Below are 12,910 nucleotides of genomic sequence, written 5' to 3' on the forward strand. Positions count from 1 at the left end.
GTTACAAGCCGCGCAAATCCCGCTCTTCGATCGGCCGGCTCTGGCGCAGGCGCTTTCCGCCCAGCACCACCCAGTCGATCAGGCGGAACAGGCATTCCAGGCCAAACGACAGCAACAATGCGCCGCTCATGCCCCAGCTCATCGCCTCGGGCGTCAACAGGATCTGGTAGCCGTAGCCATTCCAGGTTTCCTTGCGGATGTCCGGATCGGCAGCCAGCACCACTTGCAGGAAGCGGATGTACCACGGCCCTTGCATCGCCTGGAACTGCTTGTCCAGCGCCAGTTGACGGGTCAGCAGGTTGCTCAGGCTGTCGGCATCGCTGCGGAAGATCGGGTCTTCGCTGGCGCGGTAGTGGGCCACCAGGGCCTGCATGTCACCCTTGAAGAACTGATTGGCGGTGTTCTGGAACCCGCTCAACCCGGCTTGCGCTTCAATCAGATGGGCTTCGACCCGCTTGGCGTAATCGCTGATGAAGCCCGGCACCTGGACACCGATCAACAAGCCGGCCGCAAACAACACCAGCCGTAGATAACTGAGCAACATGGGGATTGAATCCTTATGAGGTCTTGCCCTGGCTGACGCATTCGCCGCGCCGCCACAGGCTCCATTGACCCGGTTCATAACGGGTCCAGGTTTCGTTTTCGGTCAGGGGTTCGGTGGCGATGACGGTGACCACGTCGTTCGGTGTGGTTTCAGCCTGAAAATCGACGATCACGTCGACATCTTTCAAGCGCGCCGGGCCAAACGGTGCGCGCCGGGTGATTTGCGCCAGTTTGGTGGAGCAATAGCAGAACAGCCAGTCGCCGTCGCTGAGCAGGCAATTGAACACGCCTTTGCTGCGGTATTCGGCGCAAGCGGCCACCAGGTCCGGCAGCAGCGCTTCGACCTCGACCGGTTCGGGGAACGCCGCACGCACACGGTTGAGCAAATCGCAGAAGGCCGCTTCACTGTCGGTATCACCCACGGGGCGATAGAAACTGGCCGCAGGCCGGAAATCCGCCAACTGGCCGTTATGGGCGAAACACCAGTTGCGTCCCCACAGCTCACGAACGAACGGATGCGTATTGGACAGGCAGACCTTGCCGACATTGGCCTGGCGGATGTGCCCGATCACCACTTCGCTCTTGATCGGATAACGCTGCACCAGGTTCGCGACTTCCGACTCGCAGCTTGCCGCCGGGTCCTGGAACAGGCGCAGCCCACGGCCTTCATAGAAGGCAATGCCCCAGCCATCGCGGTGTGGGCCGGTGCGACCGCCGCGCTGCATCAGCCCGGTAAAGCTGAACACGATATCGGTCGGGACATTGGCGCTCATGCCCAATAACTCACACATGCTCGGACTCTCGCTCAATCGCAGGGGCAAGGTTACAGACGGGGTTCGACTCGCATCCGCTGAGGACTGCTCGGCACGGCAGGACGACCGTAGCGATCATCGCCGGCACCGCCAAACGGTTGATCTTCCTCATGCTCGTCGGCGCGAACGGCGGCTTTGGCGGCGGCGGCCTGTTCCTTGCGGAGGTTGGAGGCGCGCTCGATAGGGAAACGGATCGCCACCAGCACCAGATACAGGCCGAACGCGATCATGCCGTACATCAACAGATCGGAAATCGCCCGCCAGGCGTTATTGCCGACCTTGAACAGCAAGTCGAGGGCGGTAATGGCGACGGCCGGTGCGACTTTGTCCTTGACCGGGTCGATAATGGTCGGGCTGAACAGCAGCACGGCCATCGCCAGCCGCAGCGGCTCACGCAGCCAGCGCCACATCCAGCGGGTCAAGCGCATCCACACCAACAGGCAGCCCAAAGCGGCAAAGGCGTAGAGGCCCCAAGCGATCAGATAGTCGTTCTCGGTCATGGTGTCCATGGCAAGGCAGGCAAGTCGGGTAGAGACAGGCCATTACTGGCCTGCCTCCCCCTAAGAACCGTACGTGCGCCTTTCAACGCATACGGCTCAAGTCTTTAGAAAGCCCCTTGCGGAGCCGGTTTGTTCACTGTCAATCCACGGCTGTGAAGCTGTTGGTGACAAATAGGATGCAATAGTACCCGGTTATCCAGGGTGTCTCTACCGCCATGAGTGCGGTGGATAATGTGATGGTCATGCCATCCCGTTTCCTTCGTAATCGGTTGTTTGCACATCAGACACAGTCCTTTCTGGCTTTGATAGAGACTGAGAATCTGTTTGCGATACTTCAGCTTTTTCAGCATCTGTGCCGTCCGCAGCTTCTCGCCCATTTCTTCCATGGAAGGGTCGAAGGGGTTGTACTCCCCACTAACCTTCCTGTGTCGTTCGATCGGTGTACTCGCAAGCGAATACAGAGCGACCTCCTTTTTTGTCCCGTTTTCCTCCAACATCGTGGTGGCAAACACCCAACTTCTGCTTCCTTGAGTTCGGAAATACTTCTTCCCGATCCATTGCAGTGACTTGTTCGGGTGCCGCCGCTTTGCCCAACGCCATAGAGCATAAAACAACAAATTATCCATGCGGCTGTAGGCCTGCTTGGCTACTACAGGCTGGTGATACAGCGCCCAGCCTTTCAAGATGGGATTGAGCAATCGAATCAAATACTCCTGCTTCGCCATCTTGTTGGCGTCGATGACCTCCTTCACCTTGTGATAGAACGCCTTGACGTTCTTCTTACTCGGTTTGATCAGAAGCTTCCCGTCGTACTTACGGAAATTCCAACCCAGAAAGTCGAAGCCTTGATCGGTATGGACGATATGTGTTTTCTCAGGGGATAACTGCAACCCGCGTACTGCCAGGAATTGCTCCACCCAAGGTCTGATTTCGCTTTCCAGTACCTCTTTCGAGTTTCCAGTAATCACAAAATCATCCGCATACCGCACCACGTTGATCTTCAGCTTTCTGGCCCTTGTCACGCCCAGATACTGCTTGAGCTGTGTTTCCAGACCATCGAGCGCCATATTTGCCAAGGTAGGCGAGATAATCCCGCCTTGTGGCGTACCAGCATCCGTTGCCTGTAGCTGGCCTTTATGAATCACGCCAGCCTTCAACCATTTCCGAAGAATCGCTTTGTCCGTAGGGACGTTGGCGAGCATCCAGTCATGATTAATGTGATCAAAGCAGCCTTGTATGTCCGCCTCCAGTATCCATTGGGCCGAGACCTTCTTGGACAGGCAAACAAACAACTGACCCATCGCATCCGCCGTGGAGCGTTCGATCCTGAAGCCGTAGCTATTCGGATCGCCCTTGGTTTCTGCAATGGGGGCCAGAGCCAGCAAATACAGCGCCTGCATAGCCCTGTCAGTCATGGTTGGGATACCCAAAGGGCGTTCCTTCCCATTCGACTTCGGAATGAACACACGCCGTAAAGGTCGTGGCTTATATCCGTGACGCTTCAACCCATTTGCCGCTTTCCATTTTGCGTCGGGTGTATCCCAGAGCACGCGGTCGACTCCCGCCGTGCGCTTACCCTGGTTTTCAGTGACTCGCCGTACGGCCAAGTATCTGGCCGATCGAGAGCGGGTCAGCATCCGTTGCAGGGCTTTCACCCTGCGCCATTTGCCTTCCCGACAAGCCTTCGCAATCCGCACCTGCATTGCCCGAACATTCCGCTGAACACGACACCAATCGATGTCATGCCATTGTTGCGGAGTGCCGGAAAGCGCAGGCACGGCCATTTGGCTGTGCTCTATCATGCTGCCTTCCTCTCAAGTTTCCCCGAGCAGAAGACGTACGCATCCCCTGACGGGAATGGACGCTCCCGTCAGGGTTGGATTAGTAGGAGGCCCAATACTGCGGGTCTCTAAGATCATTGAGACAGGTTCAGTCAGAGTTCATGCGACGAAAGACCACGCAGAAGTCTGCCCGGTTTCCCGTGAGGTAATGTCCCAACCCCTATCCGAGCCATTACAGCCCGGCTTTCGCTTTCTCTGCGATCCCATACCCGCACAGCCAACAGATCCCCTTGCGGTTCACCTGCCCGAAGGCGGCCATACGGGCTTACCACGTTCCCTGCCTATCACACGATTGGTTTAGGGCCTGCCTTTTCACCGATGGTCCTATGACGACGTACCTCAAGCCTCTACAGAGGTATCCGACCACGTGCCTTTTGGCTCAAGCCTGACAGCAGTTTTGGCTTGTTCATAATTACGGCGTTTATCAGCAGTTCACTTACGTTACCCATGCCAACCAGCCTAGCGTCTCAACCCGGCACTGCTCCGAGTATCTATGCTTTACCTCGCGGCAAAAGCACACCCTGACGGGGACTACATTGTGAGAAGAGCTTCACACCTCACCGTTACCAGTGACGCATGTCTTCCTAGGCTATCGTTGGTCGCACAACGAGTCCGCTGCCACCTTGCGAGCAAGGTAGATGGACAATGACAGACAGAGCTTTCGCTCATGTCTCCGGTTTGATGTGAGCAGGGACTGCCGAGGCAGCATGCCCAAAGAAATTGTTACCTCCTGTTTCAAAAGCAGGAGGGAACCCCAGCGGGGATTCTCTCCCGCATGGGTTTAGCCCTGAACAGGGCTGATGTGTAGTAGGCACTCCAGTACCGGAAAATCTGGTACTGCGGTTGAGCTACCGAGCGCTAATCGACCTTGAGTTTGCCACCGCCGCTGCGGCAAGTCCTTGAAGGCATTGGACTTCTGGGAGGGTTTTGTTTCTTGGGGTTGGGTACCCAAGCTCTTGGCTTCCTTTCGGAAGCCCTTCAAGATGACTCTACACCTCGAAGTCTTGGAGACACGCTACGCGTGTCGCACAGAGGCGCTTATGATAACGGCTTTTCGCCCGTCAGGCTGCATCAATGCCTTCGGTCAAGACACATAACCTTGTGGGAGCGAGCTTGTGTGGCGAGGGGGCAAGCCCCCTCGCCACACAAGCTCGCTCCCACAGGTTGTAAAGCCCCTATTGCGTACACTGTTCGAGAGCCCTTCATGCCCCTATCCGCCACCATTCACGACGCTCCGATTGCCCACAAGGCTGAAGGCTCCGATCCGTATGCCTGGCTGCAAGAGCGCGACACCAAGGCAGTGCTCGACTACCTGAAAGCCGAAAACAACTACCAGCAAGCGCAAACCGCCGACCAGGCCGGGCTGCGTGAAACCCTGTTCGAGGAGATCAAAGGGCGGATTCTCGAGACCGATCTGTCCCTGCCTTCGCCGTGGGGACCGTATCTGTACTACACCCGCACCATGGCGGGCGACGAGTACGCCCGGCACTACCGCTGCCCGCGTCCGGCCGACGACAGCCTGACCCTCGACGAAAGCCGCGAACAACTGCTGCTGGACCCCAACGAGCTGGCCAATGGCGGCTTCTTTTCCCTGGGGGCATTCAGCATCAGCCCGGACCATCAGCGTCTGGCCTACAGCATCGACTCCAGCGGCGACGAGATTTACACGCTGTTCGTGAAGGAATTGTCCGACGGCCGTGTCAGTGAACTGGAGTTCCAGGACTGCGACGGCAGCATGACCTGGGCCAACGACAGCCTGACGCTATTCTTTGGTGAACTGGACGACACCCATCGCCCGCACAAGCTGTATCGCTATCGCCTGGACGGCACGGCGGCCGAAGAAGTGTTCCATGAGCCGGACGGTCGCTTCTTCATGCATTGCTACCGCTCAAGCTCCGAGCAGCAATTGCTGCTGTCGGTGGGCAGCAAGACCACCAGCGAAGTCTGGGCCCTCGATGCCAACCAGCCGCAGCAAGCCTTTACCTGCATCGCGCCACGGGTCGAGGATCATGAGTACGACGTCGACCACGGCGTACTCGACGGTCAATGGACCTGGTTCATTCGCAGCAACCGTGACGGCATCAATTTCGCCCTGTACACAGCCACCGATACTGGCGCCGCGCCGACCGAAGCCGACTGGCAGAACCTGATCCCCCACAGTGACGCGGTGATGATCGACGGCATCAGCCTGAACACCGGGGCCATGACCCTGAGCCTGCGGGTCGGCGGGTTGCCGGTCATCGAGGTTCACCCACAGGGCCTGGCGCCTTATCGCGTGCAACTGCCGGATGCTGCCTATAGCCTGCACGTGCAGAACAGCCTGGAATTCGAAAGCGAGCGGATTCGCCTGCGCTACGAAGCGTTGAACCGTCCGGCGCAAATCCGCCAACTGGACCTGGCCACTGGCGAGCAGAAAGTGCTCAAGCAAACTCCGGTGCTCGGCCCGTTCGATGCCGATGCCTACGTCAGCCAACGCCTTTGGGCCACGGCACCGGACGGCACGCAAGTGCCCATCAGCCTGGTGATCAAGCGCACAGACCTCGGCAAACCCGTGCCGCTGTACCTCTACGGCTATGGCGCCTATGGCGAAAGCCTCGACCCGTGGTTTTCCCACGCGCGCCTGAGCCTACTGGATCGCGGCATGGCCTTTGCCATTGCCCACGTGCGTGGCGGTGGCGAACTGGGTGAAGCCTGGTATCGCGCCGGCAAACAGGAGCACAAGCACAACACCTTCAGCGACTTTATCGCCTGCGCCGAACACCTGATCGCCCAGGGTTTGACCACTGCACCGCAGTTGGCGATCAGCGGCGGCAGCGCCGGGGGCTTGCTGATCGGCGCGGTGCTCAATCAACGGCCGGAGCTGTTTGGCGCCGCCATCGCCGAAGTACCGTTCGTCGACGTACTCAACACCATGCTCGACCCTGACCTGCCATTGACCGTCACGGAATACGACGAGTGGGGTAACCCGGAAGAACCGGACGTCCATGACCGGATCAAGGCCTACGCCCCGTACGAAAACGTTACCGCGCAAGCTTATCCGGCGACCCTGGTGATCGCCGGCTACAACGACAGCCGTGTGCAGTATTGGGAAGCCGCCAAGTGGGTGGCGAAATTGCGCGCAACCAAGACCGACAGCAATCCCCTGCTGCTCAAGACGGAACTGGGTGCCGGGCATGGCGGGATGAGCGGTCGATATCAGGGGTTGCGTGACGTAGCACTCGAATATGCATTTTTGTTCAAGGTTCTGGGTATTGCCTGAGGAACCTGGCGCGGTGCACCGGTCATGGTTCCGGACACAGGAAGCCGACACAATACTGACCCCTGCGGCAGCTCCTACATGGGTGTGCAGTGATTTCAAATTCGAGCCAGTAACAGACACAACACTAAAGACCGTGACGACATGCCTGAACCCACCTTTCTGAACAACGAAATTCGCGACTGGCTGATGGATTGCGGCCTGTTCAATCAATTGCTGCCGGCGGACTTCGTCGCGGCTTCCGGTTACTTCAGTATCAGCACCATTGCCCAGGGCGAGGAGATCTTCCAGGAGGGCGATGCCGGCACCTTCATGTGCATCATCCACACAGGTCAGGTGGCCGTGCAGAAAACCACCGCCGACGGGCAACGCGTCACCATCGCCACGTTGCGCAGCGGTCGCTCGTTCGGTGAAATGGCCGTACTCGACGGCGAACGGCGCTCGGCCAGTTGTGTGGCCGCAAGCAACTGCCAGTTGCTCAACCTGGGCAAGGACTCGCTGGAAAAGATGCTCAACGACGCACCGAAAATCGCCGCCAAGATCATCCGCGCCCTCGCCGTATCCCTGTCCAAACGCCTGCGCATGGCTGACGGCCAACTGCTTTCGCAGCAGGTCTAGCCACCCGGCGACTTGGGTTTCGGCGGATTGGGCGCAAGGCCCGGTATCGGCTGGTCCTTGGTCGGCGGGCTCGGCATTTCAATGGGCACCAACGGCGGACCGCTACTGCCGGGGCCGACTTTAGGCAAAGGCGCCGGGCTGATTTGCGGGTACGGCGTGGGCGTCGCGGTGCCGGGCGAACCGGGTATCGGTGCGGGGCTGACGGGAATCGATTGCAGCTGTTGAGCTTGCACTGCAGTTATCGAGAGCGCGGCCAGGGCAATGACCGTTAGAATGGTGCGCTTCATCAATGGCTCCGTTGACCTTGTCGTCATAAACAGGCTACTCCCAACTGCGCCTGTTTGCCCTCCCGTGTTCTGCCAATTTTCTTCAAGTGAGCCCCATGAAACGTTTCGTTCTGCTGGACACCACCCCCATTCCTGAAAACGGCGGTGCCCTGTGCCTGTTCGAATACGGAGAGGATTTTGTCATCAAGATCCAGGGTGGCGATGGCGGGCAACTGATGAACACACGCATGCATGGCTCCGAAGATGCCCTGGCCGAGATCCCCTGTCGCAAAGTCGCTGGCCGACCGAATTCACGGGTGCTCATCGGCGGCCTGGGCATGGGTTTTACCCTCGCTTCGGCGCTCAAGCACCTGGGCAAGACCGCAGAAGTGGTGGTCGCCGAACTGGTCCCCGGTGTCGTTGAATGGAACCGTGGACCGCTGGGCGAGAAGGCTGGCAATCCGCTGCTCGACCCGCGGACGGTGATTCGCATGGAAGACGTGGCCAAAGTCCTGCAAGCCGAGCCCCAGGGTTTCGATGCCATCATGCTCGACGTCGACAACGGCCCCGAAGGCCTGACCCAGAAAGCCAACAGCTGGCTGTACTCCGCCGCCGGACTGAACGCCTGCGCCAGGGCCATGCGCCCCAAAGGTGTACTGGCGGTCTGGTCGGCCAGCGCTGACCGGCAATTTTCCGACAAACTGAAGAAAGCCGGTTTCAAGGCCGAGGAAGTGCAGGTCTTCGCCCATGGCAACAAAGGCACCCGCCACACCATCTGGATTGCCGAGAAGCTCAAGGGCTAGGCTAAACTTCGCTTTATACTGTCATTAGTCATTTTACAAAGGTGAACCCATGAGTTCGTCCACCCCGACCAACACTTCGAAGCTGGATCGCATCCTCGCCGACAACCAGCGCGACAAGGAAATGGGCTACCGCGACAAGGCCCTGAAGATGTATCCGCACGTCTGCGGCCGTTGCGCCCGTGAGTTCTCCGGCAAGCGCCTGAGCGAACTGACCGTGCACCACCGCGACCACAACCACGACAACAACCCGCAGGACGGCTCGAACTGGGAGTTGTTGTGCCTGTACTGCCACGATAACGAACACTCGCGGTATACCGACCAGCAGTATTTCGACGAAGGCTCGCTGAGCACGCCAAAAATCGCCAAGGCCACGCATAATCCGTTTGCGGCGTTGGCGGGGTTGATGAAAAAGGAAGATCAATAATCTTCAGTGTCTGAACTGGCCTCTTCGCTGGCAAGCCAGCTCCTACGGGTTTTGCACCGCACGCATGACAATGTAGGAGCTGGCTTGCCAGCGAAAGCAATCGACCACACACCCACCAGTCTCAAACTGAACACCCCTCCCCCATTCCCCGTATAATCGCGCTTTTTTCCCGAAAGGCACCCCGCTCGTGGCAGACAAACGGTACAGCTGCATTGGTTTGTATAACCCCAAATCACCGGAGAACGTCGGTTCGGTGATGCGCGCCGCTGGCTGTTATGGCGTGGCGTCGGTGTTCTACACCGGCAAGCGCTATGAGCGCGCCGCCGACTTCGTCACCGATACCAAGCGCGTGCACTACGACATCCCGCTGATCGGTATCGACGACCTGAAGAAAATCCTGCCGCTCAACTGTGTGCCCGTCGCCGTGGAACTGGTCGAGGGCGCCCGCCCGTTGCCGGAATACACCCATCCGGATCGTGCGCTCTATATCTTTGGCCCGGAAGACGGATCGCTGGATAAAGAGATTCGCGACTGGTGCGAAGACGTGGTCTACATTCCGACCACCGGTTGCATGAACCTGGCCGCCACGGTCAACGTCGTGCTCTACGACCGCATGTCCAAGGGGCTCAATACCCGATCGGGACCAAAATTCCGCTGAATCGCCGCACATCCGATTGAACGAGCTGCCTGCCCTGGCTGTCAGCTTGACTATCGATCACCCAAGCCCGGAGACAGACCATGAGCGAACTCAAACCCGTCGAGCGTATCGAATCCACCCCGCTCCAGAGCCCCTCCGAGCAAAACGTGCAGGGCTGGGAACGCATCGGCTCCCTGGCCGGTGGCGTGGTGATGGTGGGCAAGGGCCTGCGTCGTGGCGGGATCTTTGGCCTGATCCAGGTGGCCATCGGCGGCGTGGCCCTGGCGCGCGGCATTACCGGGCACAGCTCGGCGAAAAGCCTGCTGGAGAAAGGCCGTCAGGACATGAGCAACGTGCGGGCGAAAATCCAGCGGGCGGGTGAAGAGTTGAAGACGCTGAAGGCCAATGCCGAAACGGCGACCAAAACCGCCAGCGTTACTGGCAATGATTCGTTGAAGTCGCCGAAGGCCGGGGGGTTGATCCGGGAATTGCTCTGAGGCAGCCGGCCTCTTCGCTGGCAAGCCAGCTCCTACACGTGATCTGTGCCGTACACAAAACCAATGTAGGAGCTGGCTTGCCAGCGAATGGCGGTGCTACTGAAGCAACTCGGTACTGAGCACCCTGGAAGATCCACCGATCACACTCTCGCTGAGCTGAACAAACGCCTGGGTATCGATATCCCCCAGCCGCATCGCCCCGCGCAATACATCGTCCAGCGAACGCTTGTTGTGGGTTTTCAGGCGAATCTCGCGATCCAGTTCCTGCAGCAACACCACTGCCCTGGCCACCTGCGCCGGGCTGACCTGCTCGCCGCGCAGCGTGGTGACTTTCTGGCCGATCCTGAGCAGTCTGCCGCGCAGGTTCTCAAAGCGTTCATCGCTCATGCCGCCGGCCCGGCGCACCAGTTCGATGGCGTAATACTCGGCAAAGCCTTCATTGATCCAGTCACTGCGCTGCGTGCCGTTGATCCGCCCGAACACCTGGGCCAACTCGCGCACCAGGGCACTGGTGCCGCTTTCGCTGACCAATGGCAGGTGACTGTTGAGATAGATCGACTCGTGCGCCGACCGGCTGCCGCGCCACATCGGATCATTGGCCCCGACGATCAGCAGTTTGCCCAGGTGTCTCGGATACAGCGCCTGCACCTGTGGCCAGACGAAGGTCAGCAGGGTCAGCACATCCATGCGGCGCAGACCCTGCCCCAGCGGCGAGGCGACGGTGACTTCAGTCTCGCCCAGACGAGTACGGCGGCTGCCAAGCTGGCCGGCGAGCATCCAGCCCGTGGGTCGGTCGAACAATCGGGAAGGGTTATCGATACGGAATTTATTCTGGCCAATCCGTGGCCACGCGGTTTCAACGCTTTTCCAGCCACCGGGCAGCTCGAATTCAAGGCGTGAAACCAGTTCGATGCCATCCTCTTGATCGAGCCTGGCAGCCGGCACCAGATCGTCCCCGCGCATCAACGCCCAGTTTGGCGTCATGCGCGTGTCGAAGCTGCCGTTCTTGCGCCCGTGGTCGATGTTCACACGGTAAGTCAGGCTGGCCTTGTCGGCAGTCGGGCGCCAGATACCGCGCGCCGCTTTGCCAGGGGTCAGTTGCCATTGGCCGTCGACCTTGAAATCGCTGTAGTGGCTGCCGTCGCCGAGGTCGAAATCCAGGCTGCGCACCGCCGAGCCCTGGGCGAGCGTCAGGCGCACTTCGGCCTGATCGCTCTGGGGCAACAGGCGCACGTGATAGTCCAGATTGACCTTGTTCGCTGCCCATACGGGCGAATTCACGACCAATAGTCCAACGACCCACGCCTGCCGCCATCCCACAGCCATACACACTCCTTCGTGAAACCTTAAACGTTCGACCGTCAGCCCGCGCGGAAAATCAGGTGATCTTCCCAATCATCTTCCGGCACGCTGCCTTCGGCGAGCATGCGCCCGGACTGGGAAATCCGCTCGTGATGCACAGCATCGCGATCACCGCACACCAGGTGATGCCACAACGGCAGGTCCTTGCCCTCGCTGACCAGACGATAGCCGCAGGTCGGCGGCAGCCACTTGAATTCGTCGGCCTTGCCCGGCGTGAGCTGGATACAGTCCGGTACAGAGTCACGACGGTTGGGATAGTCCGTGCACTGGCAGGTTTTCAGGTCCAGCAATTTGCAGGCGATGCGCGTGTAATAAACGCTGTTGTCGTCTTCGTCTTCAAGCTTTTGCAGGCAGCACAATCCACAGCCGTCGCACAGCGACTCCCATTCCTCCTGATCGAGTTGATCGAGGGTTTTGCGTATCCAGAACGGTTCTACTTTGGCGGCCATGGTTCGAGTATCGACATCAGGTGGTGAAAAGGCCGCCAGTCTAGTGCCCGAAGGCCCGCGGGCCAAGCATTGGCGACTGTCGGTAGAACGGGCTTGTCAGTTTTTGCGCTGCCAAGTAGGGTTTTGCGTCGCTCCCACTTTCAAACGTAGCAAGGAATCTCTGATGAGTGCCAACCCACGCGTTGCCGATTACGCCATTCACCCTCAGTTCACCGATCGCTGGTCGCCCCGCGCCTTCACTGGCGAAACGATTCCAGAGCAAACCCTGCTGAGCTTCTTCGAAGCCGCCCGCTGGGCACCCTCGGCCTACAACTCGCAACCCTGGCGCTTTCTATACGCCCGTCGCGACACGCCGAACTGGGAGCGCTACCTGGGCCTGCTGAACGAATTCAACCGCAGTTGGGCGCAACATGCTTCGGCCCTGGTAATCGTGATCTCGAAAACCACCTTCACCGCGCCTGGCGCCAGCGAAGAAACCCCGGCCCTGTGGCACACCTTCGACACCGGTTCCGCCTGGGGCCACCTGGCCTTGCAAGCGAGCCTGAGCGGCTGGCACACCCACGGCATGGCCGGTTTCGACCAGGAACTGACCCGCAAGGAGCTGAACATTCCTGAAGGCTACGCCCTGCACGCCGCCGTCGCGGTGGGCAAGTTGGGGGACAAGGCAAGCCTGGCGGAATACCTGCAAGCCCGTGAAGAGCCAAGCCCGCGTCGTCCATTGAGCGAGTTGGCGGCTGAAGGTGACTTCACCCTCTAAGCCACACCACAAAACCAATGATTGGGTGGAGGCAACGGGCTTGCGCCCGTTACCCCTCCCACACCACCGGACGTGCGGTTTTCCGCATCCGGCGGTTGAACAGCTCAGCAAGGGGCTGAGGCGAAGTCCTGCGGCGTCCACAGTC

At 59.4% G+C, this 12,910-nt stretch carries 14 protein-coding genes; 7 read left to right on the top strand and 7 right to left on the bottom strand.

Annotated features, from left to right (window positions below; translation table 11 throughout):
* Window position 1: 1 nt before the first annotated feature.
* The 4 genes from KGA81_RS18000 to ltrA all read right to left on the bottom strand — a co-directional run bounded on the left by KGA81_RS18000 (window position 2) and on the right by ltrA (window position 3,657).
* A complete protein-coding gene (locus tag KGA81_RS18000) occupies window positions 2–544 on the bottom strand; it encodes a DUF2937 family protein (RefSeq protein WP_223547511.1) in 543 nt (180 codons plus the stop codon).
* A gap of 13 nt (window positions 545–557) precedes the next feature.
* Window positions 558–1,334 carry a class II glutamine amidotransferase gene (locus KGA81_RS18005; RefSeq protein ID WP_223547512.1) on the bottom strand — a complete coding sequence of 259 codons (777 nt, stop codon included), beginning with the start codon at window positions 1,332–1,334 and terminating at the stop codon, window positions 558–560.
* Between the two features lie 32 nt (window positions 1,335–1,366).
* Entirely contained in the window at window positions 1,367–1,864 is a 498-nt protein-coding gene (locus tag KGA81_RS18010; protein WP_223547513.1) for an MFS transporter, read from the bottom strand.
* 95 nt (window positions 1,865–1,959) lie between these two features.
* Window positions 1,960–3,657, bottom strand: a complete 1,698-nt coding sequence (gene ltrA / locus KGA81_RS18015) for a group II intron reverse transcriptase/maturase (RefSeq protein WP_223529840.1) — start codon at window positions 3,655–3,657, stop codon at window positions 1,960–1,962.
* A gap of 1,243 nt (window positions 3,658–4,900) precedes the next feature.
* On the opposite strand from ltrA, the gene KGA81_RS18020 reads away from it, so the two are divergent.
* Both KGA81_RS18020 and KGA81_RS18025 read left to right on the top strand, forming a co-directional pair.
* A complete protein-coding gene (locus tag KGA81_RS18020) occupies window positions 4,901–6,955 on the top strand; it encodes a S9 family peptidase (protein ID WP_223547514.1) in 2,055 nt (684 codons plus the stop codon).
* Between the two features lie 141 nt (window positions 6,956–7,096).
* A complete protein-coding gene (locus KGA81_RS18025) occupies window positions 7,097–7,570 on the top strand; it encodes a cyclic nucleotide-binding domain-containing protein (protein WP_108218523.1) in 474 nt (157 codons plus the stop codon).
* Here the strand turns inward: KGA81_RS18025 and KGA81_RS18030 are convergent.
* Window positions 7,567–7,857, bottom strand: coding sequence for a hypothetical protein (locus KGA81_RS18030; protein WP_108218522.1), 291 nt, complete (start codon window positions 7,855–7,857; stop codon window positions 7,567–7,569). The two genes, KGA81_RS18025 and KGA81_RS18030, sit on opposite strands and share 4 nt — an antisense overlap.
* Window positions 7,858–7,952: 95 nt before the next feature.
* On the opposite strand from KGA81_RS18030, the gene KGA81_RS18035 reads away from it, so the two are divergent.
* The 4 genes from KGA81_RS18035 to KGA81_RS18050 all read left to right on the top strand — a co-directional run bounded on the left by KGA81_RS18035 (window position 7,953) and on the right by KGA81_RS18050 (window position 10,197).
* On the top strand, window positions 7,953–8,639 hold the full coding sequence (locus tag KGA81_RS18035; RefSeq protein WP_007972413.1) for a spermidine synthase: 687 nt from the start codon (window positions 7,953–7,955) through the stop codon (window positions 8,637–8,639).
* Window positions 8,640–8,688: 49 nt separating this feature from the next.
* A complete protein-coding gene (locus KGA81_RS18040; RefSeq protein ID WP_223547515.1) occupies window positions 8,689–9,063 on the top strand; it encodes a YajD family HNH nuclease in 375 nt (124 codons plus the stop codon).
* Between the two features lie 187 nt (window positions 9,064–9,250).
* The gene (locus KGA81_RS18045) at window positions 9,251–9,721 is read left to right on the top strand and encodes an RNA methyltransferase (protein ID WP_007993783.1); all 471 of its coding nucleotides are present in this window, start codon (window positions 9,251–9,253) and stop codon (window positions 9,719–9,721) included.
* 80 nt (window positions 9,722–9,801) lie between these two features.
* On the top strand, window positions 9,802–10,197 hold the full coding sequence (locus KGA81_RS18050) for a DUF2892 domain-containing protein (RefSeq protein WP_223547516.1): 396 nt from the start codon (window positions 9,802–9,804) through the stop codon (window positions 10,195–10,197).
* Between the two features lie 96 nt (window positions 10,198–10,293).
* Here the strand turns inward: KGA81_RS18050 and KGA81_RS18055 are convergent, their stop codons facing one another.
* Complete coding sequence (locus tag KGA81_RS18055) at window positions 10,294–11,523, bottom strand: hypothetical protein (protein ID WP_223547517.1); 1,230 nt, start codon at window positions 11,521–11,523, stop codon at window positions 10,294–10,296.
* Between the two features lie 35 nt (window positions 11,524–11,558).
* Window positions 11,559–12,008, bottom strand: coding sequence for a YcgN family cysteine cluster protein (locus tag KGA81_RS18060; protein ID WP_008015986.1), 450 nt, complete (start codon window positions 12,006–12,008; stop codon window positions 11,559–11,561).
* Between the two features lie 163 nt (window positions 12,009–12,171).
* Between KGA81_RS18060 and KGA81_RS18065 the strand changes: the two genes are divergently transcribed.
* Window positions 12,172–12,765, top strand: a complete 594-nt coding sequence (locus KGA81_RS18065) for a nitroreductase family protein (RefSeq protein WP_223547518.1) — start codon at window positions 12,172–12,174, stop codon at window positions 12,763–12,765.
* Window positions 12,766–12,910: the final 145 nt, after the last annotated feature.

The organism is Pseudomonas sp. A-B-19, assembly GCF_019947515.1.
Lineage (GTDB): Bacteria > Pseudomonadota > Gammaproteobacteria > Pseudomonadales > Pseudomonadaceae > Aquipseudomonas.